The organism is Actinomadura latina NBRC 106108 (assembly GCF_001552195.1).
GTDB lineage: Bacteria > Actinomycetota > Actinomycetes > Streptosporangiales > Streptosporangiaceae > Spirillospora > Spirillospora latina.
In genome coordinates, this window is record NZ_BCQS01000004.1 from 1 (window position 1) to 24,011 (window position 24,011).

General features: G+C 72.2%; 22 protein-coding genes. 8 read left to right on the plus strand and 14 right to left on the minus strand.

The features are described 5' to 3' along the window. The first annotated feature begins 323 nt into the window (after window positions 1-323). Genes AL2_RS05900 through pabB form a run of 5 tightly spaced genes read left to right on the plus strand, consistent with a single transcriptional unit; the run spans window position 324 to window position 6,108 of the window. The gene (locus AL2_RS05900) at window positions 324-1,040 is read left to right on the plus strand and encodes a Phenylacetic acid catabolic protein (protein WP_083946073.1); all 717 of its coding nucleotides are present in this window, start codon (window positions 324-326) and stop codon (window positions 1,038-1,040) included. Then, complete coding sequence (locus AL2_RS05905; RefSeq protein ID WP_067630459.1) at window positions 1,019-1,603, plus strand: hypothetical protein; 585 nt, start codon at window positions 1,019-1,021, stop codon at window positions 1,601-1,603. Before AL2_RS05900 ends, AL2_RS05905 begins: the two co-directional genes overlap by 22 nt. After that, complete coding sequence (locus AL2_RS05910; RefSeq protein ID WP_083946075.1) at window positions 1,596-3,149, plus strand: AMP-binding protein; 1,554 nt, start codon at window positions 1,596-1,598, stop codon at window positions 3,147-3,149. The genes AL2_RS05905 and AL2_RS05910 overlap by 8 nt, the downstream gene beginning before the upstream one ends. Before the next feature lie 2 nt (window positions 3,150-3,151). Then, window positions 3,152-3,988 carry an aminotransferase class IV gene (locus tag AL2_RS38450; RefSeq protein ID WP_083946077.1) on the plus strand — a complete coding sequence of 279 codons (837 nt, stop codon included), beginning with the start codon at window positions 3,152-3,154 and terminating at the stop codon, window positions 3,986-3,988. Next, window positions 3,976-6,108 (plus strand): aminodeoxychorismate synthase component I, encoded by a 2,133-nt coding sequence (gene pabB / locus AL2_RS05920; RefSeq protein ID WP_067630460.1) that lies wholly within the window; start codon window positions 3,976-3,978, stop codon window positions 6,106-6,108. Before AL2_RS38450 ends, pabB begins: the two co-directional genes overlap by 13 nt. Here the strand turns inward: pabB and AL2_RS05925 are convergent. The 11 genes from AL2_RS05925 to AL2_RS05975 all read right to left on the minus strand — a co-directional run bounded on the left by AL2_RS05925 (window position 6,056) and on the right by AL2_RS05975 (window position 15,058). Continuing rightward, the gene (locus AL2_RS05925) at window positions 6,056-6,787 is read right to left on the minus strand and encodes a helix-turn-helix transcriptional regulator (RefSeq protein WP_083946079.1); all 732 of its coding nucleotides are present in this window, start codon (window positions 6,785-6,787) and stop codon (window positions 6,056-6,058) included. The two genes, pabB and AL2_RS05925, sit on opposite strands and share 53 nt — an antisense overlap. Before the next feature lie 257 nt (window positions 6,788-7,044). Beyond that, the gene (locus AL2_RS05930; protein WP_067630466.1) at window positions 7,045-7,371 is read right to left on the minus strand and encodes a histone-like nucleoid-structuring protein Lsr2; all 327 of its coding nucleotides are present in this window, start codon (window positions 7,369-7,371) and stop codon (window positions 7,045-7,047) included. 183 nt (window positions 7,372-7,554) lie between these two features. After that, window positions 7,555-8,091 (minus strand): cysteine hydrolase family protein, encoded by a 537-nt coding sequence (locus AL2_RS05935; protein WP_067630469.1) that lies wholly within the window; start codon window positions 8,089-8,091, stop codon window positions 7,555-7,557. A 186-nt stretch (window positions 8,092-8,277) separates the two neighbouring features. After that, on the minus strand, window positions 8,278-8,448 hold the full coding sequence (locus AL2_RS05940; RefSeq protein ID WP_067630472.1) for a hydrophobic protein: 171 nt from the start codon (window positions 8,446-8,448) through the stop codon (window positions 8,278-8,280). 118 nt (window positions 8,449-8,566) lie between these two features. Continuing rightward, window positions 8,567-10,150: a fused response regulator/phosphatase gene (locus tag AL2_RS05945; protein WP_067630475.1), complete on the minus strand. Its 1,584-nt coding sequence runs from the start codon at window positions 10,148-10,150 to the stop codon at window positions 8,567-8,569. Continuing rightward, window positions 10,147-11,871, minus strand: a complete 1,725-nt coding sequence (locus AL2_RS05950) for an ATP-binding protein (protein WP_067630478.1) — start codon at window positions 11,869-11,871, stop codon at window positions 10,147-10,149. Before AL2_RS05950 ends, AL2_RS05945 begins: the two co-directional genes overlap by 4 nt. A gap of 3 nt (window positions 11,872-11,874) precedes the next feature. After that, window positions 11,875-12,930 carry an anti-sigma regulatory factor gene (locus AL2_RS05955; RefSeq protein ID WP_067630481.1) on the minus strand — a complete coding sequence of 352 codons (1,056 nt, stop codon included), beginning with the start codon at window positions 12,928-12,930 and terminating at the stop codon, window positions 11,875-11,877. Further along, window positions 12,918-13,328 carry an ATP-binding protein gene (locus AL2_RS05960; RefSeq protein WP_067630484.1) on the minus strand — a complete coding sequence of 137 codons (411 nt, stop codon included), beginning with the start codon at window positions 13,326-13,328 and terminating at the stop codon, window positions 12,918-12,920. The genes AL2_RS05955 and AL2_RS05960 overlap by 13 nt, the downstream gene beginning before the upstream one ends. Further along, complete coding sequence (locus AL2_RS05965) at window positions 13,325-13,711, minus strand: STAS domain-containing protein (protein WP_168444811.1); 387 nt, start codon at window positions 13,709-13,711, stop codon at window positions 13,325-13,327. Before AL2_RS05965 ends, AL2_RS05960 begins: the two co-directional genes overlap by 4 nt. Next, the gene (locus AL2_RS05970) at window positions 13,711-14,547 is read right to left on the minus strand and encodes an STAS domain-containing protein (protein ID WP_067630487.1); all 837 of its coding nucleotides are present in this window, start codon (window positions 14,545-14,547) and stop codon (window positions 13,711-13,713) included. The genes AL2_RS05965 and AL2_RS05970 overlap by 1 nt, the downstream gene beginning before the upstream one ends. A 151-nt stretch (window positions 14,548-14,698) precedes the next feature. After that, window positions 14,699-15,058: an STAS domain-containing protein gene (locus AL2_RS05975; RefSeq protein ID WP_067630489.1), complete on the minus strand. Its 360-nt coding sequence runs from the start codon at window positions 15,056-15,058 to the stop codon at window positions 14,699-14,701. A gap of 147 nt (window positions 15,059-15,205) precedes the next feature. On the opposite strand from AL2_RS05975, the gene AL2_RS05980 reads away from it, so the two are divergent. Beyond that, entirely contained in the window at window positions 15,206-19,381 is a 4,176-nt protein-coding gene (locus AL2_RS05980) for a SpoIIE family protein phosphatase (RefSeq protein ID WP_067630492.1), read from the plus strand. Beyond that, a complete protein-coding gene (locus AL2_RS05985; protein WP_067630495.1) occupies window positions 19,378-19,695 on the plus strand; it encodes an STAS domain-containing protein in 318 nt (105 codons plus the stop codon). The genes AL2_RS05980 and AL2_RS05985 overlap by 4 nt, the downstream gene beginning before the upstream one ends. A 313-nt stretch (window positions 19,696-20,008) precedes the next feature. On the opposite strand, the gene AL2_RS05990 is transcribed toward AL2_RS05985, so the two are convergent. Beyond that, window positions 20,009-20,854: a universal stress protein gene (locus AL2_RS05990; protein ID WP_067630498.1), complete on the minus strand. Its 846-nt coding sequence runs from the start codon at window positions 20,852-20,854 to the stop codon at window positions 20,009-20,011. Between the two features lie 338 nt (window positions 20,855-21,192). On the opposite strand from AL2_RS05990, the gene AL2_RS05995 reads away from it, so the two are divergent. Continuing rightward, entirely contained in the window at window positions 21,193-21,873 is a 681-nt protein-coding gene (locus AL2_RS05995) for a CBS domain-containing protein (RefSeq protein WP_067630502.1), read from the plus strand. 18 nt (window positions 21,874-21,891) lie between these two features. On the opposite strand, the gene AL2_RS06000 is transcribed toward AL2_RS05995, so the two are convergent. Beyond that, window positions 21,892-22,773 (minus strand): universal stress protein, encoded by an 882-nt coding sequence (locus AL2_RS06000; RefSeq protein ID WP_067630697.1) that lies wholly within the window; start codon window positions 22,771-22,773, stop codon window positions 21,892-21,894. Between the two features lie 140 nt (window positions 22,774-22,913). Next, window positions 22,914-23,954: a zinc-dependent alcohol dehydrogenase family protein gene (locus tag AL2_RS06005; protein WP_067630505.1), complete on the minus strand. Its 1,041-nt coding sequence runs from the start codon at window positions 23,952-23,954 to the stop codon at window positions 22,914-22,916. Window positions 23,955-24,011: the final 57 nt, after the last annotated feature.

The following is a 24,011-nucleotide window of genomic DNA, read 5'->3' on the forward strand; positions in this document are numbered from 1 at the left end:
ATTGGGCGAAAGCAGCCGGCCTTGCACGGACACGCAGTTCGGACGCATCGCCGTTTCCGTCATGACGCATAACCCTGACATACCCCTTAGCGCCTGACGAATCTTCAATTTTTATTACGGGCGACCCGGGTAGCCATTAGGCTGTTAGGCTTGCCTTACCTAACTGCCCAACGGGGAAGTTTGATCAGCGGGAACGTGCCAAAGGTGCCCGGTCGACGCACCGTCCCAAATCAGGGCCTGCTCTTTCGAGGTGCCCATCCGGGCACTTGCCTCCGCTCCGAGCCGTCCTTAGCTTTCGTCGATGACGTCCGGAAGGAGGTGGCATGGCGCCGGCACTCGCTCGGGAAACCCAGGACGCCGCCGAGGCGCAGGCACTCGGCGATGAGTACGTCACGGCACTCGGCAAGATCATCAATAGTCATGTGCGCAATGAGGCGGCGGGGGCGGCGGTGTTCGACGAGCCGTCCATTTCGCTCGCCCCCACCGCACGCGAGAAGTGGCTCGCGTGCAGAATGGCGATGGAGGAGTACGGTCACCATTTAAAGTTCAACAAGCTCGCGCACGATCTCGGGCTGGAGGACGCCCATGGCCGTCCGCCGCTCTCGGTCTTCGACTACCAGGTGGAGACGTGGACCGGATATGTGATGACCAAGGCGATCGTGGACCTTGCCGAGGTCGTGCTGATGGAAGACCTGTGCGAGTGCTCGTACGTGCCGCTGCGCAGACTGTGCCGGTCGCTGATGGCGGAGGAGCGCTTCCACGTCGGCTTCGGGACCACGAGCGCCAAGCGGCTGGCCGCCGATCCGGACACCCGCGAGGAGGTCCGCTCCTCGGCGCACCACCTCATCACGATGACCCTGCCCTTCTTCGGCCGCGGCGACTCCAGGAACAACGAGGTCTTCCGCAGGTGGGGCATCAAACGGCTGACCAACGATGAGGCGCGGGCGGAGTTCGTCCGGCGTACCCGGGCGCTGCTGTGCGACGAACTCGGACTGGACTACCCGGAGGTGGCGACGCGATGGCCCGGTACTACGAGCTGAGCGCCCCGCCCGAGGGACTCGCCCGCGACCTCGGCCGCGGCGGCGACCGCGTCGCCGCCCTGCTCCACGGCGTGTCCGCGCACCTCCCGGCGGACGGCGCGCCCCCGCCGCGACGAGATGAGGGCCGCATCCCCGCGGCGGTGGCGGGCGCGCCGGTGCGGCCGACGGGCGACGTTCCCGCGGCCCTCCTCGACCGGGTGGACGACGGCTGGCTGGCGCGGCTGGAGCATCGCCGCCACGTCGCTCGCCGGCGGCTCCTCGACGCCGGCCGCGAGGACCGGCTGGAGCTCGCCGAGCACGTGGCGATGCTGGTCGCCACCCCGCGGCTGCGGCCCGCCGATCCCGGCGACGCCGACGCGCTGGCGATGTCCGGCGCGATCCTCTGGCTGGTCGGCACCCTGGTCGCCATCGCGTTGACCGATGACCGCGACGACGCGCTCGCGGAGCTGATCACCCGCGGCTGGTGGCCGGTGGGTCCCGTGGACGGCGTCTTCCTCATCGCCCCCCTCGATCTGCCGAGCAGGCCCCGCAGCGGCCTGCCAGAAGGGTCTCGTCATGCCTGAGCTCCCGCCCGGCCGTATCGCCGTCCAGTCGCCGACCGTCCCGCAGCGAGGCGGGAGGGAGACCGCGGCGGCCGCGCCCGCGAACTTCGCGATGCGCCAGGCCGCCAGGGCTCGGCGGGCGGGGTGGTGGCAGCGGCCCGCATTCCACACCCCGGAACGCTCCTGGACGCATGGCGAGGTGCACGCCCTCGCCGCGTCCGCCGCTTCGGTTCTCGCCGGCCGGGGGGTCCGCCCCGGGGACAGGGTGCTCATCGCGTTGGGCGACGGCATCGCATGGGTGACGGCATTCCTCGCGGCCGCGAGGCTCGGCGCGGTGGCGATCCCGGTCAACCCCGAGCTCGTCCCCGGCGAGCACGCGTTCATGGCCGGCGACTGCCGGGCCCGTCTCGTGGTGGCCGAGGACCACCTCCTCGGCCGCTTCGACGGACCCGCCGTCCTGGCGGGCGGGCACCTGATGCGGCTGGCCGCGAACGCCCCCTCCGGACCGGCCGCGGACGTGACCGGCGACACGCCGCTGTACGCGCAGTACACGTCCGGCACGACCGGTGCCCCCAAGGCGGCACTGCACCGCCACGCCGACCCGGAGCGCTACCAGCGGGCCGCGGGCGAAGGCGTGGTGGGCGTGCGGCACGACGATGTGACGCTGTCGGTCTCGAAGCTGTTCTTCGCCTACGGCCTGGGAAACGCGCTGGTCTTCCCGCTCCTCTCCGGCTCCGCCGCGGTGCTGCTGCCGCATCGCCCGGCGCCGGCGGAGATCGCCGAGGCCGTGGCGCGGCACGGTGTCACGCTGCTGTACGGCGTGCCGTCCGCATACGCCAACCTGGTGGCCGAATGCCCGTCCGAGGCGTTCTCCCCGGTACGGCTGGCCGTCTCGGCCGGCGAGTCCCTGTCCACCGCCCTGGGCGCCCGGACTCGCGAGCTGCTGGGCGCCCCCGTGCTGGACCAGCTCGGTTCCACCGAAGTCGGCCACGCCTACATCTCCAACACCGCATGGCGGGACGAACCCGGCACCATCGGCCGTCCACTGCCCGGATACGAGGTCGTGCTGCGCGACGAGAGCGGCGACCCCAGCACGCGGAGCCGGGGCGAGATCTGGGTACGAGGCGCCTCGATCATGACCGGGTACCTGGGGCGTCCCGAGCAGACCGCCCGGGCGCTGCACGGCGGCTGGCTGCGGACCGGGGACCTGGCGGAACGCGTGGACGGTGGTGCGATAAGGCACTGCGGCCGCAACGACGACATGGAGATGGTGGGCGGTATCACCGTCTCCCCTGTGGAGATCGAGCGTGTGCTCGCCGGGCATCCGGCGGTGGCGGAGGTGGCGGTCGCGGTCATCGCCGACGAGCACGGCGCACGCAAACTGCGCGCCTTCGTCGTGCCTCGCTCCGATGGGGACCGGGCCGAACTGGAGAGCGAGCTGATCGCCTTGGCCCGGCTCCGGCTGGCCGCCTACAAGGTGCCGCGCAGCGTGGAGTTCCGCCCGAGGCTGCCGCGCACCCCCACCGGCAAGCTGCGCCGCTTCGCGGTGCGCGAGGGAAGGTGGTGAACATGCCGAACTCGCGCCTGGCATGGAGCGAGCGGTCCGGCCTGGCCCCCGCGGCCCAGTGGCCCCCGGACGAGCCGGCGGTCGTCGACTCCTGGCTGATCGCCGAAGGACGGGTCCGCGACCTGGCGCTGCACGGGCAGCGGTTCCTGCGCGCCTGCGCCGACACGGTGCCCGAACTGCCGCCCGCCACCGTCCACGGCTTCCTGGACGCGGTACGGCACTGGCTCCCATCGCGGGGCCGCTGGTTTCCCCGGATCGAGGCCTACGGCGGGCCCGAGCCCCGGCTGGCCCTGTGGCCCAGACCCGCGCCCGACGCCGGCGCCGGCGCCGGCGCCGGGGAGGTGACGCTATGGATCCCGCCGGAATCGGACCCCCGCGTGCGGCCCACGGTCAAGGGCCCTGATCTCCGCGTCCTGGCCGGGCTGCGCGAACAGGCCAGGACGGCCGGGGCCGATGACGCGCTCCTCTACGACGGCGGCGGCACCGTGCTGGAGACCGCCCACAGTGCCCTGGTGTGGTGGCGCGGCGACGAGTTGTGCGTGCCCGAGGCCGGTCTCCCCGTGCTGCCGTCGGTGACCAGAACCCATCTGGAGCGGCTGGCCGAGTGCTGGCGATGCACCGTCCGGCACGACCGAGTCGGCCTCCCCGAACTGCCGGGGCTGGAGACCTGGACCCTCAACGCCCTGCACGGTCTTCGTCCCGTGCGCGCCTGGATCGGCACCGACGGCCGCCGGACGGCCGCCAGGGTCTCGCCCCGGGCCGCGGACTGGCGGCGCGCCGTACGGCACCGCGCCGTCCTGCCCGCCTTCAACCTCTGGGAACTGCCGTGCGCACACTGATCGTCGACAACTACGACTCCTACACCTACAACCTCTTCCAGCTGGCCGCCCAGGCCTACGGGGTCGAGCCGGTGGTGATGCCCAACGACGATCCCGGCTGGGCCGGGCTGGATCCGAGCCGCTTCGACGCCCTCATCATCTCCCCCGGACCCGGACGTCCCCAGCAGCGGCGCGACATCGGCATCACGCTCGACTTGATCCGGGACTCCGGGCTGCCGACGCTGGGCGTCTGCCTCGGCCACCAAGCGCTGGCCTGGCTGTCGGAGGCCGACGTGGTGCCCGCACCCGCGCCCATCCACGGTCACGTGGAAGAGATCAGGCACTGCGGGCGCGACCTGTTCCGCGGCCTCCCCCAGCGCTTCCTGGCCGTGCGCTACCACTCCCTGTGCGTGGCCACGCCCGCGCCCGACGACCTGGAGATCACCGCCTGGGCCGCGGACGCGGTCGTGATGGGCCTGCGGCACCGCCGGATGCCGTGGTGGGGCGTGCAGTTCCACCCGGAGTCGATCTCCACCGAGTACGGCCCGAGATTGATGTCCAACTTCCGCGACCTCGCCGCGGAGCACAACGAGGCGGCGAGGCGGCGAGGCGCCGCCGTCATCGCGAGACCGCCGCAAACCCCGCGCTGGACGCTGGAGGCCGAGCGGATCTTCGGCGTCCCCGACGCCGCGGACGTGTTCTCCGAGTTGTTCGCGGACGAGCCGTACTCCTTCTGGCTGGACAGCAGCCGGGTCGAGCCCGGTCTGTCCCGCTTCTCCTTCCTGGGCGACGCGGGCGGACCGCACGGCGAGATCCTGTGCTGCCGGCCGGGGTCCGACAGCGTGCTGGTACGCGCCGGCGGCACCGAATCCACGGTCCTCTCCTCGATCTTCGACGTGCTCGACGCCCATGTCGCGGCACGGGCCGTCCCGAGCGATCCGGCACTGCCGTTCGATTTGAACGGCGGTTACGTCGGCTACTTCGGCTACGAGCTGAAGCGCGACTGCGGTGCCCCCGCGTCGCACGTCTCGTCCTCGCCCGACGCCACCTGGATGTCGGCGAGCAGGTTCGTCGCGATCGACCATGAAGCCGGAGAGACCTGGGCGCTCGCGCTGACCGACGGCGCTCGCGGGAGCCGGGCCGCGGCCCGCGCGTGGGTCGACGGGGCGGCCGGCGCCTGCCGTAAACGGAGGGCGAGGACGCGACCGGCCCTCCAGCCGACCAGGGAGTTCGATCCTGAGCCGTGGCTCGTCCGGCCGCGAGCGCGCTACCTCGCGGACATCGAGGAATGCCTGCGGCTTCTGCGTGCCGGAGAGAGCTACGAGATCTGCCTGACCAACACGGCAGAGATCCCCTTCGACGGCTCGCCCTACGCGCTGTATCTCGCTCAGCGACGGCTCAACCCGGCGCCCTATGCCGCGTACCTGCGTTTGGGCGAGATGCACGCCCTGTGTTCCTCCCCTGAGCGTTTCCTGAAGGTCGACCGGGACCGGGTGGTCGAGTCCAAGCCGATCAAGGGCACCGCGCCGCGCGCCCCCGAACCGCACCTGGACGCCGCCCTGCGCGAGGAGCTGGCCGCCTCCGTCAAGACCAGGGCGGAGAACCTCATGATCGTCGATCTCCTCCGCAACGACCTGGGCCGTATCAGCGACGTCGGCACCGTGAGCGTGCCGCGCTTCATGGCGGTGGAGTCCTACGAGACCGTGCACCAGCTCGTCTCGACCGTGCGGGGCCATCTGCACGATGGGGTGACCGCCGTGCAGGCGGCGAGGACGTGCTTCCCCGGCGGATCGATGACCGGAGCGCCGAAGCTGCGCACGATGGAGATCATCGACCGGCTGGAGGGCCGGGCGCGCGGTCCCTACTCCGGTGCCATCGGCTTCTTCGGCCTGGACGGGACCGCCGATCTCAACATCGTCATCCGCACCGTGGTCGCGCACCCGGGCCGGCTGTCGGTGGGCGCGGGCGGCGCGATCGTGCTGGGCTCCGACCCCGAGGCCGAGTACGAGGAGATGCTGCTCAAGGCGCGGGCGCCGCTGCGCGGGCTGGCCGCCCCGGACCGCGGCATCCTCGCAGGCGGGCGCCTGTTCACCGGCGAGCCCGCCGTGAGGTCCCGGGGTCCCGAACCAGTCCGCGACTGAGCGCGACGGCGGCCGCCAGCGTCCTGTTCGAGCAGTTGAGCTTCGCCAGAATGTTGGCGACGTGCCGTTTGGCGCCGTGCTCGGAGATGCCCAGGCGGCGGGCGATCTGCTTGTTGCTCAGCCCCTCGACCATCAGGGTCAGCGCCTCCAGCTCGCGATCCGTGAGCGGGGTGGACTCCGTGCCCGCCCGCGCGGCGGGCGCCGCGACCGGCTCCGGCCCGGCCGGCTCGACGGGACCGACCTCGGCCAGGAGCTTGCGGGCCACCGGATGGGGAATCGGCACCAGCCCGCTGTCCAGGTCGCCCAGCGCGTTCACCAGCACCTCGTGTGTCACGGTCGGCTCCAGCAGGTAGCCGTCGGCGGGCACGGCCGCCACCTGCGCGAGCGCCTCTCCGGTGGCGCTCCGCAGCATCAGCAGCACTCGCACGCCGAAGCCGGTGGCCGTGCTCGCGAGCTTCTCCGCCTGCCGAGGCTCGTCGCCGTAGTTCAGCACCAGCAGCGTGGGCCGGCCCGAGTGCAGCAGTTCCATGCTGTGGTCGAAGCTGCCGCTGGCGACCACGTCGTCCAGCGCGTCCAGCTCGCGCAGCATGGTTCCCACTCCGCACCGGACCACCTCGCTTCCCAGCGAGACCAGGGCGACGTGGGCGCCGTTCCGTCCTGCCTGCCGTTTCGAAGTCATCAGAACCTGTCGTCGATCCGGAGAGCAATGACCGCTATCGCATTAATGTCACCGCCGCAAACCTGACTCATATCCCAGTACCCGAGAGAAGGCTCCCTATGCCCCCAAGAATGGGACATCACCGGCTACGTCGCGTCCGATCAGCCCACCCGCGCCGCCGCCGGCCTGCGCGGCTCGCCGGCCTCCGCGAACCGACTCTCCCGCTCATGCGAAGAGGGACCCACCCGACACGGGTGGGCCCCCCTTCGGATGTCCGGTTAGTGAGCCGCTTCGTACTGCTCGATGACGTTGGCGGGGATGCGCCCGCGCTCGTTCACCTTGATGCCGGCGGACTTCGCCCACTCGCGAATCTCGGCGCTGCGCTCCCGGCCGCCGCTGCTTCGAGCCGCGGCCTTGCCGCCCCTCACGGCCTTGAATCGACGCCCCTTGTCCATGAACGGATGAAGAGCGGTGCGAAGCTTGTCGGCGTTCTTCTCGCTGAGGTCGATCTCGTACGCCTTGCCGTCGATGGCGAACGACACCGTCTCGTCGGCCTCGCCGCCGTCGAGGTCATCCGTCATCTGAACTATGACCTTCTGAGCCATGTGCGTTCCCCTCTTTGCCGCTCTACTGAGTGACCTCGACGGTAGCCGATTCCACTGCGTAGTCGATCCAGAACAGCAGTATCCCGTTCCGGTCTGGGCTCGCTGCGTGTCGCCCGCGAATCCCTTTCTCGTTCCCTCCGCAGCCAGTGAGCACGGCTTTGCGCGCCTACGACGGGCCGGGTTTCAGAAGCACTGGTCGGCGGTGACGATTTCTGCTCGCATGTTCAGCTCCATCATGCGCAGCGCGGCGTCACCCAGCTCGGGGTGTATGTGCGCGACCGCGTCGCGCACCACCTTGATCTGGAAATGCCTGACGTAGGCGTCGAGCGCGCTGTAGAGCACGCACTGCTCCGTGACCTGCCCGGTAAGGATGACCTGGCCCACTTTCTCGCGGGTCAGCAGATACTCCAGCGGCGTGCCGTAGAAGATGCTGTGCCGTATTTTGGCCAGCAGGTCACAGCCATCCGGTGGGACGATGGGCTCCACCAGGTCCGGCCGCTTCCCGTGCAGTGCCCGCTGGATCAGGTCGTGGCGGTCGGCGGAAAAGTCGCCGTAGTTGTCATTGACGTACAGAACGTGGACATCGCCGCGTTCCCCGGCGCTGCGCAGCAAGCGGCGCAAGGGCGTGATCATATGCTCGACGCCGGCGGCCAGCGGGCCCGCATCCGGGTGATCGTAGGGGTTCAACATGTCGATGACGATGAGTGCGCTCGTGGTCACGCCGACATCCTGCCCCGCCAGCGAGACTTGAAATGCTGCTGAAACGCACCCATTAGCGTGCCGCCCGGCGGCTCGGCTCGGCTCGGCTCGGCTCGGCGGGAATGGTTCGCACGCCGAGGCGCACCGCAGGTTCACCGCGGTGCGCCTCGGCGACTCCCCCAGGGGGTTACCAGTGTGTCCGGTCGTTCACCATCGGTACCAGCGGCCGCGGCGGCCGCCCGTACCGGCGGGACGGGCCACGAAGCCGATCAGCCACAGCACCAGGACGGCGATCGCGATCCACCACAGGATTTTCAGCGCGAACCCGGCGCCGGCCAGAATGAGAATGAGCAGAAGAACCAGTAGCAACGGAACCATGTGTGCACCTCCGGCCCCGGATATGCCCTTCCAATGCCGAACTATTCCGCGTCCTTGACCCGTGTTCTACTCGCGGCGACGGAAAGGAATGGGCGCGTCCGCGGAAATCGGTATGCACTCACTCAGGGTCACGGCGCATGACGATGAGGGCGACGTCGTCCTCCCGGGGGCCGAACTCGGCGATGATGCGGTCGCTGAACTTCTCCAGGTCGTCGTCCACATGCCCGGCGACGGCGCGCAGCCGCTCCAGATTGGTGCCCATCGGGACGCCGCGCTCCTCGATCAGCCCGTCGGTGATCAGCACGACGGTGCCGCCGGGCGGCACCGTGAGTTCCTCGGTCCCGACCTGGTTGACGGGGAAACCGAGCAGCAGGCCGCCGCGGCCGCTGTACTCGACCCGGTCCCCGGCGGCGTGCAGCGGAGGAGGGTGCCCGGCGTTGGCCACCTGCAGCGTCCCGGTCCGCGGGTCCAGGGTCATCAAGATCATGGTGGCCGTCTGATCGTCGTGGTAGCGCTGCAGCACATCGTTGAGGAGTTCGAGGATCGCGACGGCGCCGTGCCCCTCCTCGGCGAAGGCGCGCAGCGCATGCCGCAGCTCGGCCATGACGGTGGCGGCGTGCAGGGAGTGCCCCTGGACGTCCCCGATGGCGATCAGCACGTCGTCGCCCCGGTCGATGACCTCGTAGAAGTCGCCGCCGACCTCGGCCTGGTCGCTGGCCGGCTCGTAGCGGACGGCGAACGTCCAGCCGGGCACGACGGGCCGGGACGCCGGCAGCAGGCTGCGCTGGAGGGTCAGGGAGATCAGGTGCTCCACCGTGTACGAGCGCAGCGCCTCCATGGCCAGGGCGAGCGCCTGCCCGAGCTGGCGCAGCAGGTTGGCGTCGTCCTCGTCGGACGCTCCGTGCGCCGCGATCGCGACGCCGATCGGGGGACGGTCCGGCTTGATCCGCGAGGTGACCAGGAGGACGTCGTCGTTCTCGACGGCGCTGTCCGGCAGCAGCTCCCGCCACCGCCCGGCGGAGACGGGCACGACACGGGTGCCGGTGCCGTCGCCGAGCCCGGTCAGCTGCGCCAGCTCCGCGGGCATGCCGGCCGGGGACTTCCTCGACAGCGGCTCACCGCTCAGCGTGACGGTTCGTCTCACCCGGCCGTCCGGAGGGAGGAGGAACACGGACGCGGGCTCGCCGAAGATCTCGAAGGCGCCGCGCGCCGCGACCACCGCGAGCGCGTCGAAGGTCTGGGCGGCGTTGATGGCCAGGGACGTCCGGGTGAAGGCGGCCATCCGGTCGGCGATGCGCTCGGCCCGGCGCCGGGCCCGATAGTAGCGCAGCACCGCCTCGGCGGTGGCGATGAACTCGCCCGGATCGATCGGGTCGGTCATGTAGGCGTCGGCACCGCGCTGCAGCCCGTCGGTGCGGTCGGCGACCTCGACCGCCGTGGCGGAGATGTGGATCACGGGCAGGGCCGCCGTGGCGGGCGAGCCCTTGATCTGTTCGCAGACCTCCATGCCGTTGACGTCGGGGAGCTGGATGTCCAGGACGACCAGTTCCACCTCGTGTTCGGCGAGCCGTTCCCAGACCTGCGCGGCGGACGCGGCCTCGATGACGGTGTGGCCGGCGCGGCGCAGCCAGCTGCCGATGATGTACCGCTTGGTGTCGTTGTCGTCGACGACGAGGGTCGTGTACGAGGGACGGTCGCTCATCGGACGGTTCCCCGTGCTCGCGGCGCCCGGGCGCGTACGACGGCGTCGGCGAGCATCGCCGGGGAGACCTGGTCCTCCGCCAGTACCGCGTCGACGCGTTCCCGCCCGGCATCGTCCGGGTGGGCGCCGGCCGCGGAGGCGATCAGCACCACGACGCTCCCGGGCACCGGCCGGGCCAGCGCGGCGGTGACGTCGGACGCCGGCAGATTCGGGCCGAGCAGGACCAGGCCGGGCGGGTCCGCGGCGATCAGGTCGCGGGCGGCCGCTCCGTCCGAAACCTCGCTGACGCGTCCGGCGGCGCCGTCGAGCACGGCGCGCAGAGCACGGCGGGCGGCCTCATCACCGTCGGCGATCAGGACGTGGCCGAAGCCGAGGTCGCCCAGGTTCCGGTGCGGGGGCAGCCGCAGGGTCACCGTGGTGCCGGCGCCGGGCTCGCTGGTCAGCAGGAGGTCGCCGCCGAGGGCGCGGGCGAGGTGCCGGGAGTAGGGCAGGCCCAGCCCGGTTCCGCCGCGCTTGCCGCGCGGCACCTGGTAGAACTCCTCGAAGACGCGTTCCCGCTCGCCGGGAGGGATGCCCACACCGGTGTCGGCGACGATGAACTCCAGGTGGTCCGGGGTCTGCCGTACGGTCAGCCGCACCTCTCCCTCGTCGGTGAACTTCAGCCCGTTGGCCAGCAGGTTCCGCAGGATGCGGGTCAGCATCTCCTCGTCGGTGACCACGTCGGCGGGCGCGGCCGGGTCGGTCTCCGTCCGCAGCTCCACGCCCGCCTGCTCGGCCATCGGCGCCAGCAGCTCCGACAGCCGCCGCAGCAGGGACGGCATCCGGACCACGGTCCGGCGCGGCGCCAGCCGGCCCTGTTCGGCCTTGGCCATGTCCAGCAGCTCCCCCACCAGCGACAGCAGCGTCTCCCCGGCATCGGCGATCAGGGAGATCTGGTGACGCTGCTCCCCGGTGAGGGACTCCGCGGCGGGGTCGAGCAGCAGCCGGGTGAGGCCGATGATCCCGTTGACGGGGGTGCGCAGTTCGTGGCTGACGTTGGCCCAGAACCGGTTCTTGACCGCTCCCGCCTCGCGCAGCTGGTCGGACTTCTCCTCCAGCTCGGCGTACAGCGCCACGACGCCGCGGTTGGTCTCCTCCAGCTCCGTGGAGAGCTCGCTGTAGAGCGCCATGACACCGTGGTTGGTCTCCTCCAGCTCGGCGTTGAGCAGCCGGAGTTCCTCGCGCTGGCGCCGGACGTCCTCCAGTGCCTCGATGAGCTCGGCGTTCTGGGTCCGCAGCTCCTCCAGCGCGGGGACGGGACGCAGCCGTCCCAGCCTTCCGCGCAGCTCGTCCAGCGCGGGGCCGTCCACCGCGCCGGTGTCGGGCGGGAGGTTCTTGCGCAGCCGGACGCCCGGCCCGGCCGGCGTCTCCATCTCCTCGACCGAGTCGAGCAGGCGCGCGGCGGCGGCGTCCCCCTCCCGCGGGAGGTCCACGCCCTCGACGGGCTCGGCGCCCAGCTCCACCACCAGGCCGGGCGGATGCCCGCGGTCCAGGAGGAACACCACGGTGGCCGCGCCGGCATGGGCGAACAGCTCGCGGCCGACTTCGCTGAGCGCCGTGGCGACCCGCACCTGGTCCTGCGCGTCCAGCCGCAGCGCGGCGGCGACCTGCCGACCGGCCTGCCGGACGGCGAAGACGCTCTGCTCGTCCGATATCCGCAGGCGCAGCAGTTCCTCGGCCACGCTTCACCTCCAGCCGGCCGTGGTCACGGCCAGGACTCCGCGGTCGTCGTGCCGTACCCCCGCCTCGCGCATCAGGTCGGCGGCGAGCAGCAGCGGGTCGCGGCCGGGGCCGGGGCGGCCGGCGGCGTCCCACTTGGCGGTCAGCCCGTCCGAGTGCAGCACCACCGCCGCGCCCTGGGGCAGGTCGTACACCTGCTCGCGCAGCCTCCGGGCCTGCGCGCCCGCGATCCCCGGGACGGAGACCATGCCGTGCCGGCGATCGCGTCCGATGATCCATCCGGCGACGTTCCCGAGCCCGGCGAACCGCACCACGCCCTTCGCGGGCTCCACGACGGCCACCGCGACCGCGCCGCCCCGGGTCGGGCCCAGCCGCCGGTGCACCTGTGTCAGAAGGTCGGCGGGACCGGCGGGAAGCGCGGCCTCCCGCACCGCCGCGACGGCCTCCGACGCCGCGCGCGCCGCCATCGGGCCGTGCCCGAGCCCGTCGCAGAGCATCGCGTAGACGGTCCCGTCCTCCAGCCGGGCGGCGTAGGCGTCACCGCACTCCTGCTCGCCCTCGATCGGGCGCGTCAACCCGGCGAAGGGCAGGCCGGCCGGCGCAGGGGCGGTCCCTTCGCCGCCCGGGTGCAGGAAGCGCGCGAACAGCACGGTGCCGGTCCGCGGGACGGAGTGGACGCCGCTGTGGTCGGCGAGCCGCTCGATGGCCCCCAGGCCGATGCCCAGGGTGCCGGTCGTGGAGCGTCCGTCCAGCTGGGAGCCGGGCACGTCGCCGATGCCGGGTCCCCGGTCCAGGCAGACGATCTCCAGCGCGGCGTCGTCGCCGGCGCGCACCACCCGCACGAGCATCTCACCCTGCACGGCGTGCTTGACCAGGTTGGTGGCCGCCTCGGTCACCGCGATCTGGATCTGGGCCACGCGCGCCGCGGTGAATCCGACCCGCTCGGCCAGCCGGACGGCATGGCGCCGCGCCCCCGCGGCCGCGCTGGGCTCCTCCGCCCGGGCCCACACCGCGTCGCCGGTGAGCGGGCTGCTCACCCAGCGGGCCGTCAACGGGCCCACTTCGCCACCGTCACCGTGGTGCCCGCGCCGACCTCGGTCTCCAGCGTGAACTCGTCGACGAGCCGCCGCGCGCCGGGCAGACCCAGGCCCAGGCCGCCGCCGGTCGTCCACCCCTCGCTGAGCGCCTGCGCGACGTCGGGGATGCCCGGCCCCGTGTCGGTGAACACGAGCCGGACGCCGGGCCGGCCGCGTTCGCTGACGACCGGCTCCACCAGGGCGGTGCCTCCGCCGCCGTACACGAAGGTGTTGCGGGCCAGCTCGCTGGCCGCGGTCACGATCTTGGTCTGGTCCACCAGCGACATGCCGGCCGCCGCGGCGGCGGCCCGCACGACCTGCCGGACCTGCACCACGTCCTCGTTGGAGGCGATGGGCAGCGGGGCGCCCGGCGGGGTCGTCACCGGTCGTCCACGGAGCCCGGCACCACCGCGGGCAGCGGGGCGCCGAGCAGTCGCATGCCCTTCTCCAGATTCAGCGCGGTTCGCACGTCACCGAGGGAGAGCCCCAGCTCCACCAGCGTGATCGCCACGGCGGGGCGCATGCCCACCACCACCGTCTCGGCGTCCATCAGGCGCGACATCGACGCGATGGTGGCGAACATCCGTCCGATGAAGGAGTCGACGATGTCGACCGCGGTGATGTCGATGATCACGCCGCGGGCGCCGGTGCCGACGATGCGCTCGGCCAGGTCCTCCTGGAGCGCGAGGACGGTCTGGTCCTGCAGATCGACCTGGATCGACACCAGCAGGACCTGACCGATCTTGAGAATCGGCACCCGCTCCATCAGGCGCTCGTCCTCTCGCTCACGTGGATCCCGCTCTTCTCCAGCGCGTACGCCAGTGCGTCGGCCAGGGTCGCCTTGGTGGCGATCTCGCCGAACTCGATCCCCAGCGCCACGATCGTCTGGGCGATCTGCGGCCGGATACCGGAGATCACGCACTCGGTCCCCATCAGCCGGGCGGCCATCACCGTCTTCAGCAAGTGCTGGGCGACCTCGGTGTCGACGGCGGGCACCCCCGTGATGTCGAGGACCGCGAACCGGGATCCGGTCTCGACGAGCCGTTCCAGCAGCGTCTCCATGACCACCTGCGTGCGGGCCGAGTCGAGCGTGCCGACCAGCGGCACCCCGAGGATCCCGTCCCACAGCTTCACCACCGGCGTGGACAGCTCCATCAGCTGCTCCATCTGGTCGGCGATGACCTGCTCGCGGGCGGCGGCATAGATCTCGAAGGTCACGAGCCCCAGCTCGTCGAGACGGGCGGAGAACGAGGCGAACTCGGCGTAGGCCTCGGTGTCGCCGGACGCCTCCACCTCTTCCAGCACCGCCTGCTTGAGCGCGAAGACGCTGGTCGCGGTCTCGGTGGGGCTGAACCCCTGCCGGGCGCGGCTGCGGGACACCTCCGCCAGCGCGGCGCGCAGCTCTCCGGCCGCCTCCTCGTCCCCGCCGATGACCGTCCGCTCGATGAGCGTGTACAGCTCGCCCAGTTCCGTCCTCAGCTCGTCGGCGGTGAGCCGCCCGCGCACGCCCTCGGCGGCGAGCTCCACCCAGCGGCCGAGCAGCGCCTTCCGCCGCGACCTCAGCAGCTTTGGAAGATGCGTCCTGTCCGACCCACCGCTCATCGACCGTGCTCCCCTCGATCACGCGCGAACCCGGTCGAGATCACGCGACAGTCCTGCCGGAACAGTACCGCCCACATTTGAGCATTACGGACATGACGGGCAAACTGCATGGCGTTTCACGGGCACACCCCCGACGGCCGCCGACGTCCCGTCACGCCCGGCGCGCGGCGGCGATCGCCTCGTCCACCGTGGGGTGGAAGACGAAGATCTGGTCGAGTCCGATGATCCGGAAGACGTCGAGGAGGTCGGGGCTCAGCCCGGCGAGCAGCAACCGGCCGCCGGCCGGCTTCGCGCGCTTGTAGGCGTTGATGAGCACGGTGATCCCCGTCGAATCGCAGTAGGCGAGTCCGGTCAGGTCGACCACGACGCTCTTGCCGGGGGAGAACGGCACCGCGTCCAGGGCCTCCCGGAGGAGCGGGGCGGTGTGGTGATCGAGGTCTCCGGCGACGTGCAGGACGGGGACTTCGGCATCCTGCGACGAAAGGTCGACGGTGAGGTTGTTGTGCGTCACCTAAAAGGCTCCTGTGGGGATGGTGCTGGCCGGGGGGTGGAAGGTCTCGCCAAGAAACTGGTTTATCCTATTTTTCCTGCGCATCACCTCTTCCCCGCCCCCGGCGGGTAACCCAGACGAGCGGAGAGGCCGCCGGAAGGACGTCCCGTGACCCGACCCGACGGTGGTGAGCACGGCGTGCCGGCCGCGGCCGGGACGGACGTGTTCGGCGCCGATCACGAGGTCGGCCGCCATCTCGCCGCGGTCGACTGGGCGGCGACCCCGCTCGGCCCGCCCGCCGCCTGGCCGCAGAGCCTGCGGACGGCGGTGAGCATCCTGCTGTCGTCCCGGTTCTCCATGTGGATGGCGTGGGGCCCGGAGCTGACGTTCTTCTGCAACGCCGCCTACCGGCGCGACACCCTGGGCCGCAAGTACCCCTGGGCGCTGGGCCGCCCGGCCCGCGAGGTGTGGGCGGAGATCTGGGACGACATCGGCCCGCGTATCGACACCGTCCTCACCACGGCGGAGGCGACCTGGGACGACGCGCTGCTGCTGTTCCTGGAGCGGTCGGGGTACACCGAGGAGACGTACCACACCTTCTCCTACAGTCCGCTGCGCGACGACGCCGGCACCGTGGTCGGCATGCTCTGCGTGGTCAGCGAGGAGACCGAGAGGGTCATCGGCGAGCGGCGGATGGCGACGCTGCGGGACCTCGGTTCCGACCTCAGCGCGGTGCGCACCGAGTCGGAGGCGCTGGCCTTCGCCCACCGGCAGCTGGACCGCAACCGGCAGGATCTTCCGTTCACGGTGACGTACCTGTTCGACGAGGCCGGGGCGGCCCGGCTGGCGAGTGCGACGGGACTCTCCGCCGGGCATCCGGCCGCGCCGCCCGCGCTGCCCGCCGGTGGCACCGGCCCGGGGGCGGTGTGGCCCGCGGCGGCACTGGCCCGGGGCGAATCGGTACTGGTGCCGCTGAACGGCGGCCCGTTCACCGGGCTACCGGCCGGGGGCTGGTCGCAGCCGCCCGTCCAGGCGCTGGTCGTGCCGCTGCTGCAGCAGGGGGACGCGCCGTACGGGTTCCTGGTGGCCGCGCTGAACCGGTACCGGCCGCTGGAGGAGGGCTACCGCGGGTTCGTGGAGCTGACGGCCGGGCACCTCGCGGCGGGGATCGCCAGTGCCCGCAGCTACCAGGCCCAGCAGCGGCGAGCCGAGGAACTGGCCGAGCTGGACCGCGCGAAGACGACCTTCTTCTCCAACATCAGCCACGAGTTCCGCACCCCCCTCAACCTGATCATGGGGCCGGTGGAGGAACTGCGCGGCCGGCTGGCGGACGCCGGCGACGACGTCCGCCAGGACCTGGAGGTCGTCCACCGCAACGGGCTGCGGCTGGGAAAGCTGGTCAACGCCCTGCTGGACTTCTCCCGCATCGAGGCGGGCCGGATGCAGGCGACCTACGAGCCGGCCGACCTGCCGGCGGTCACCGCGGAACTGGCCAGCGTCTTCCGTTCCGCCATCGACAGGGCCGGCCTCGACTTCGACGTCGACTGCCCGCCGCTGCCCGAACCCGTCCACCTCGACCACGGCATGTGGGAGAAGGTGATCCTCAACCTGCTCAGCAACGCGCTGAAGTTCACCTTCGACGGCGGTATCCGCGTCTCCGTCCGGGCCGAGGATGGGCACGCCCGGGTCACCGTCGCCGACACCGGGATCGGCGTGCCCGCGGCAGAGATGCCGCGGCTGTTCGAGCGGTTCCACCGCATCGAGAACGCCCGTTCGCGGTCCAACGAGGGCAGCGGCATCGGCCTGGCCCTGGTCAAGGAGCTGATCGGCCTGCAGGGCGGCACCATCACCGCCGACAGCCGTGAGGGCGAGGGCACCCGTTTCACCATCCGGCTTCCCTTCGGGACCGCCCACCTGCCCGCCGGGGCCCTCGGCTCGCCGGGCGCCCCGGCGGTGTCGGAGACCGCCGATCCCTACGTGCAGGAGGCGCTGCGCTGGCTGCCCGGCGAGCCCGCCGGCCACGGCACCCCGCCGGACGCGGCGGGGGCGCCTTCTTCCGATCCGGCGTCCCCCGAGGGACCCGCCGCGGCGGCCACGGTGCTGGTCGCCGACGACAACGGCGACATGCGCGAATACCTCGGCCGGCTGCTGCGCGGCGCCGGCTACCGGGTCGGCACCGCCGCCGACGGCCGCGCCGCACTGGAGGCGGTGCGCCGGGACGCTCCCGATCTGGTGGTCAGCGATGTGATGATGCCCCGCCTGAACGGGCTGGAGCTGGTGGCCGAGCTGCGCGCCGACCCGCGCACCGCGGCCGTGCCGGTGCTGCTGCTGTCGGCCCGCGCCGGGCAGGAGGCGTCGATCGAGGGCCTGCGGGCGGGCGCGGACGACTACCTGCTCAAACCGTTCGCCGCGGCGGACCTGCTGGCCCGGGTCCGGGCGAACGTGGAACTGGCCAGAATGCGCAACCACCATGCCCGCTGGCGCACCGCACTGGTCGACTCCCTGCAGGAGGCGTTCTTCGTCTGCGACGAGGACGGCGCCGTCATCGAGATCAACGCGGCGTTCACCGACGTCCTCGGCTACGGGCCGGCGGATCTGCCCTACTCCCGGGTGCACCCCTGGTGGCCGGACGAGGAGACCGACCCCGAGGCGCACCGGATGGTCGCCGACGCCGTCGCCACCCTGCTGGGCCGGGTGCGCGGCACCTACACCATCCCCGTCGACCATCGCGACGGGCACCGGCTGTGGATCACCACCTCCTTCAACCATGTCCACGACCCCGACACCGGGCGGCGCGTCGTCGTGGGAACCTTCCGCGACGTCACCGCCGAGCACTACGCCATCCAGCGCGAGAGCGCCCTGGCGGCGCTGAGCCTGCGCCTCGCCGGAGCCGCCGGCCTGCCGGACGCGCTGGCCGGCGCGCTGGACGAACTGCGGGAGCTGTGGCAGGCCCGGCGCGTGCTCGCCGTCCTCTTCACGGACGGCGAGCCGCCCGTCCTCACCTCCACCGACCCGGACCTGACCTGGCAGGCGCTCCCCGAGCGGCGCCGCCGGGAGCTGGGCGCCCTGCGCGCACATCCCACGCTCACCCCGTCGGCGGAGCATCCGGCCGCCATCACCCTGGAACACCCCCGGGGCACCCTGGCGGTCTGGGTGGAGCTGAGCGAGCGGCGCCCCTTCAGCGACCAGGACCAGGTCCTCCTGACGCTGCTGGCGGGGCACATCGCGCAGGGGCTCGTCCGCGCCCACCAGATCGACCAGCAGCGCGACACCGCCCTCGCCCTGCAGCGCGCCATCCTCGGGCCCGCCCGGCTCCCCGCCGGATTCGCCGTCCGCTACGAGCCCGCGGCCAGCCCGCTGGAGGTCGGCGGCGACTGGTACGACACCTTCGACCTTCCCGACGGCCGCATCGGCATCGTCGTGGGCGACTGCGTCGGCCGCGGCCTCGCGGCGGCCACCGTCATGGGCCAGCTGCGCAGCGCCTGCCGCGCCCTCCTCCTCCAGGACGCCAGCCCCGCCCACACCCTCATGGCCCTCGACCACTTCGCCGCCGGCATCTCCGGAGCGAGGTGCACGACCGTCTTCTGCGGCGTCCTGAACCCCGGCACGGGCCGCTTCACCTACTCCAGCGCCGGGCACCCGCCCGCCATCCTCGCCCACCGCGACGGGACCACCGAACTGCTCGGGGGCGGCAGGTCCTTTCCGCTCGCCGTCAGGCCCGGCAGGCCCCGGCCCGACGCCGAGACCACCATCCCGGCCCGCGCCACCGTCCTGGTGTACACCGACGGCCTCGTCGAACGGCGGCGCCGCTCCCTGGACGACGGCATCGCCCAGGCCGGCCGGACCGTCCAGGACGGCCGCGACCAGACCCTCGACGATCTCGCGACCCGCGTCATGGACCGCCTGGCGCCGCCCGGCGGCTACGACGACGACGTCGCGCTGCTGCTGTACCGGCACCCGGCCCCGCTGGAGGTGGCCTTCCCCGCCGAGTCGTCCCAGCTCGCCCCCGTCCGCGAAGCCCTCCGCGACTGGCTCGCCCAGTGCCGGCTGTCCCGCCGCGCGGCGCAGAACGTCCTGGTGGCCGCCGGTGAAGCCTGCGCGAACGCCATCGAACACGGACACCGCGACACCCCCGGCCGCATCGTCAGGCTGCGCGCCGAGGTCGACGTCGACCGCCTGCACCTGACCATCGCCGACTCGGGCCGGTGGAAGACGCCCCGGCCGGACCCCCACTCCGACCGCGGCCGCGGCACGGCCCTGATGCGCGCGCTGATGCAGCAGCTCACGATCACGCCCGGTCCCGACGGCACCACCGTCCGCATGAACACAAGAATCGAGCCATGACCGCACTCTTGACCCTCACCACCGGTCAGCGCCCGGACGGCGCGGCGATCCTGACGGCCGCCGGTGAGATCGACATGAGCAACAGCCAGACTCTCGCCGCCGCCATCGACACCGCCCTCGCCGGCACCGGCGGCCGCCTCGTCCTGGACCTCACCGCCGTCGAATACCTCGACAGCGCCGGGCTGAGCATCCTCTTCGCGCGCGCCGAGCGCCTCGAACTGATCGCTCCGCCCCTCCTGGAGCCCGTCCTCACCCTCTCGGGACTCGCCGACCTCGCGACCGTCCGGACGACACCGCAGGCCGACCCCCGCTGAGCACGGAGGCCGCGCGTCAGCCGGCCGCCTGCTGAGACCGCGGGTCGCGATGGACGGGGCGAGCGGCCTCCCGAAGCCCAAAGCTGACGCTCCCCGTTTGCGCAGGGGGTTCTATGGACCCCGCGCTACAACAGGTGCACACTGCGGGCCATGGTCGATGCGCGGCACCTGCTTGGGCCGGACGGGATACGGGTCGATGTGGTCACACTGGAGGACGGCGACCTTGCCCTTGCGCAGGCCCATCACCGCGACGCCCGTGCACCACACTGGGCGCTCCGCATGACGCTTCGCGCCCAGTGCCCGCGAGGCAGGATCATCCCGCGCGATGCGGCACGACGGCGACCGTGCACGGGGCGTGCTTGAGCAGCGCGTCACTCGTCGCGCCCAGGGACAGCGACTCGACGACGCCCGTGCCGCGGGCGCCCACCACCGCGAGGGTGGCGTCCTCGGCCGCCTCGAACAGGGCCTCGCGCGGCGACTTCAGGACCAGCGACGTCGTGGCCTGGACGTGGGGGTACTTCACGCGCCAGGGCGCCACGGCGCGTTCCAGCACGGCGCCGGACACGCGGCGCAGCTTGTCCTCGTCGCCGAACAGCGAAAGGTCGCCGTCGGGCGCCGCGCCCGGTTCCCAGCATCCGTACACCGCGCGCAGCCGCCAGCCGCGCAGGGCCGCCTCCTCGAACGCCAGCGCCAGCGCCGCGTCCGCGCCCGCCGAACCGTCCACGCCGGCCACCACCAGCCCATCGCGCGGCCCGGCCGCCCGGACGACCACCACGGGACGGTCCGCCGCGGCCGGCACTCGCAGCGCCGTCGACCCCACAGGAATCTCATCCGGCTCGTGCGACCCGACCACGATCAGCTCGGCGTCCCGCCCTTCGCTCAGCAACGCCGGAGCGGCACTGCCGTCCCGGAGCCGCTTGCGGACCGTCAGGTTCGGTGCCAGCTCCCGCGCGAGCGTCACACCGTGGTCGAGGAGGTGCTCGCCCATCCGGCGGATGATGGCCTCGCCCTCGTAGTCGATGTAGCTGATCGGGTACGGCCAGCGCCATGCGTGGACGACCGTGAGCGGCAGCCGCCGCAGCTGCGCCTCCTTCACCGCCCACCGCAGAGCCCGCTCACTGTCGCCGGTTCCGTCGTAGCCCACGGTCACGTGGCTCATCGCGTCCTCCTCTGATCGGCACTTCCATCCCATCGCCGGACAGGTCTCCTTCCCAGGGCCGAAGGGCCCATCCCACCGGGACCTCCGCCGCCCGCTCCCTGCTCACCGCACGGTGGCGCCGGCACCTGGACGCAAGGCGCAGATCGGGGCGAAGGTCCCAGCCGGCGGGGACCGTCGGCACTGACCCGCGGGCCCTCGGCGCGGCAGGCTGGAAGCGACTCAGGGAGGTCGCCGATGTGGATCATGCCCGAGCGCGCACAGCGCCGAGTCGCGGTCCGCGCCGGCCGCATCCCGCGTCCGAGGCTCCCCGAGCCCGCGAGCACCCCCAGGAGGAGACCATGAAACGCCGGACGGTCCAGGACGTCATGACCACGAGCGTCGTGACGGTGGCAGAAGAGACCCCGTTCGCCGAGATCGCCGACGCGATGGCCGAGCACCGCATCAGCGGGATGCCCGTCCTGGACGCCGCGGGACACGTCACCGGCATCGTCACCGAGGCCGACCTGCTCCGCAAACAGGAGTTCAAGGACGGCGACCACCGGCCGTGGCCGGCCCGGCTGCGGCGCCACGCCGAGGCGGAGACGAAGGCCGCGGCCGTGGACGCCCGGGGGCTGATGAGCGCGCCGGTCGTCTCCGTCGCCCCGCGCACCTCCATCGCCCAGGCCGCCCGGCTGCTGAACGCCCGCGGCTACAAGGCGATGCCCGTCCTCGACGAGGACGGCCGGCTCGCCGGCATCGTGGCCCGCCGTGACCTGCTGCGCGTCTTCCACCGCTCCGACGCCGAGATCCGGGACGAGGTCATCCAGGACGTCCTGGTCACCAAGCTCTGGCAGGACCCTGGCGAGTTGCACGTCCGCGTCCAGGAAGGGGTCGTCCACCTCACCGGGCGCGTCGAGCAGAAGAGCCTCATCCCCATCATCGTCCGCCTGACCGCCGCCACCGAAGGCGTCGTGGACGTCGTCCACACCCTCGGCTACGACCACGACGACACCCGCCCCGCCCCCTACCCCCGAGCTTGAGCGTGTGGATGGAAGGCCTCAGGGCTTCTTCACATCCGGGTCCCGCTCGTGGACGACGGCGACCGGGCTCGGCGCCTCGTGCAGCACGCCCCTGGTGACCGCGCCGAGCAAGGTCCTGGGGGACGATCCGATGCCGCGGTCGCCGACCACGAGCAGCAGCGCGTCCTGGGCGTTGTCGGTCAGGACGCGCTGGGCGCGTTCCATGACGAACCGGTACTCCACGGCGACATCGGGATAGTCGGCCAGGCACGGCTCCACGGCGGCGGCGAAGCGCGCCTTGGCCCGCTCCTTGACGGCCTGGGGCTCGGTGAACGGCAGCCGCTCGGGGCCGGGCAGGGCGGCGGGGTCCCACCACGCGCACACCAGCGTCACCGCGGCATCGCGGAATGTGGCCTCCTGCAAGGCGAACCGCAGCGCGGCCTCACTTGCCGGAGAGCCGTCGATCCCGACGACGATCCGCTTCGCGCCGTGCTCCTGCTCATGCTCGGGGACCACGATCACGGGACGGTCGGCATGCGCGGGCACGTGCAGGGCCGTGGAGCCGATCGGCAGCTTGTCGAAACCGCCCGCGCCCCGCGCGCCGATCACGATCAGGGCCGCGTCCGCCGACGCGTCCAGCAGCGCCCCGGGCGGCGTGCCCTTCACCAGCAGCGGCCGGACGTCCAGCCCCGGGACGGCCTCCCGTGCGAGCCGGACGCCGTCCTCCAGCGCCAGCGTGCCCATACCGCGGACGATAGCCAGGGCGTTCTCGTCCTGCGGGCTCAGCGGATAGGGCCAGGTCCATGCGTGGCAGACCAGCAGGGGCACCCCGCGCAGGGACGCCTCACCCGCCGCCCAGCGCAGCGCCCGCTCGGCGGCCGGCGAGGCGTCGAAGCCCACCAGAACAGGTCGTCCTTCCATGCGGCTCACCTCCTTCTTCCGAGCCTTCCCGACTGCGGCCGCGGTCATCAGACGCATGGGTCCACCGGTCCGGAGGACCCTGGGCCCTGTGGACGGAAGCCGCGGCCACCGCTCGGATGGCCGCGGCTCCAGAGTGGCCGTCAGCGGGACAGGACGACCTTGAGGGCGCCGGTATCGGCGGCGTCGGCGAAGACGTCGTAGGCCTTGGCGAACTCATCGAGGGTGAAGTGGTGGGTGATGAACCGTGCGGCGTCGATGTGCCGGCCGGCGACCAGGCGGAGCAGGGTCGGCGTGGACGACGTGTCGACCAGGCCCGTGGTGATGGTGATGTCACGGATCCACTGCTCTTCCAAGTGCAGGGTCGCCGGAGCGCCGTGCACGCCGATGTTGGCGATGTGGCCGCCCGGCCGGACCAGCGCGACCGCCGTCTCGAAGGTCGCGGGCACGCCGACGGCCTCGATGGTCACGTCCGCGCCGAGCCCGCCGGTGAGCTCCCGGACGGCCTCGAGCGGGTCTTCGCGGGAGTTGTTGACGGTGGTGTCGGCCCCGAACCGCTTGGCCGCCTCCAGGCGGCTGTCGGCGAGGTCGATCGCGATGATGCTGCTCGGGCTGAACAGCCGCGCTCCCATGATCGCCGACAGCCCGATCGGGCCGGCGCCCACCACCGCGACCACATCGCCCGGACGGACGGCGCCGTTGAGCACGCCGACCTCGTAGCCGGTCGGGAGGATGTCGGCCAGCATCAGCACGTCCTCCGCCGGCACCCCCTCGGGCACCGGGTACACCGACGTGTCGGCGAAGGGCACCCGCACGTACTCCGCCTGCGTCCCGTCGATCTTGTGGCCGAGGATCCAGCCTCCGCCGCCCAGGCACTGCCCGTAGCGGCCCTCGCGGCAGAACCGGCAGGTCCCGCACGCGGTGATGCACGACACCAGTACCTGGTCGCCGGGCTTGACCGTCCGTACGGCGGGGCCGACCGCCTCGATCGTCCCGACCGCCTCGTGCCCGAGGATCCGCCCGTCGGTCACGGCCGGCACGTCTCCCTTGAGGATGTGCAGGTCCGTCCCGCAGATGGTCACCGCGTCGACCCGCACGATCGCGTCGCCGTCCTCGACGATCTGCGGCTTGGGCACCTCCTCCCACGCCTTGTTCCCGGGGCCGTGGTACACCATGGCTCGCATGACGCGCCTCCTTCATCGGTTCGGCTGCGTTTTCAGCGTCTCCCCGGGCGGGACGGT

Excerpts from the sequence above, each read along its gene's own strand:
- AL2_RS05900 (WP_083946073.1), top strand. The coding sequence starts at position 324 with ATGGCGCCGGCACTCGCTCGGGAAACCCAGGACGCCGCCGAGGCGCAG.
- AL2_RS38450 (WP_083946077.1), top strand. The coding sequence starts at position 3,152 with ATGCCGAACTCGCGCCTGGCATGGAGCGAGCGGTCCGGCCTGGCCCCC.
- AL2_RS06005 (WP_067630505.1), bottom strand. The coding sequence starts at position 23,954 with ATGCGAGCCATGGTGTACCACGGCCCCGGGAACAAGGCGTGGGAGGAG.
- AL2_RS05985 (WP_067630495.1), top strand. The coding sequence starts at position 19,378 with ATGACCGCACTCTTGACCCTCACCACCGGTCAGCGCCCGGACGGCGCG.
- AL2_RS05925 (WP_083946079.1), bottom strand. The coding sequence starts at position 6,787 with ATGACTTCGAAACGGCAGGCAGGACGGAACGGCGCCCACGTCGCCCTG.
- AL2_RS05970 (WP_067630487.1), bottom strand. The coding sequence starts at position 14,547 with ATGAGCGGTGGGTCGGACAGGACGCATCTTCCAAAGCTGCTGAGGTCG.
- AL2_RS05930 (WP_067630466.1), bottom strand. The coding sequence starts at position 7,371 with ATGGCTCAGAAGGTCATAGTTCAGATGACGGATGACCTCGACGGCGGC.
- AL2_RS05945 (WP_067630475.1), bottom strand. The coding sequence starts at position 10,150 with ATGAGCGACCGTCCCTCGTACACGACCCTCGTCGTCGACGACAACGAC.
- AL2_RS06000 (WP_067630697.1), bottom strand. The coding sequence starts at position 22,773 with ATGGAAGGACGACCTGTTCTGGTGGGCTTCGACGCCTCGCCGGCCGCC.
- AL2_RS05905 (WP_067630459.1), top strand. The coding sequence starts at position 1,019 with ATGGCCCGGTACTACGAGCTGAGCGCCCCGCCCGAGGGACTCGCCCGC.
- AL2_RS05995 (WP_067630502.1), top strand. The coding sequence starts at position 21,193 with ATGAAACGCCGGACGGTCCAGGACGTCATGACCACGAGCGTCGTGACG.
- AL2_RS05940 (WP_067630472.1), bottom strand. The coding sequence starts at position 8,448 with ATGGTTCCGTTGCTACTGGTTCTTCTGCTCATTCTCATTCTGGCCGGC.
- AL2_RS05910 (WP_083946075.1), top strand. The coding sequence starts at position 1,596 with ATGCCTGAGCTCCCGCCCGGCCGTATCGCCGTCCAGTCGCCGACCGTC.
- AL2_RS05965 (WP_168444811.1), bottom strand. The coding sequence starts at position 13,711 with ATGGAGCGGGTGCCGATTCTCAAGATCGGTCAGGTCCTGCTGGTGTCG.
- AL2_RS05990 (WP_067630498.1), bottom strand. The coding sequence starts at position 20,854 with ATGAGCCACGTGACCGTGGGCTACGACGGAACCGGCGACAGTGAGCGG.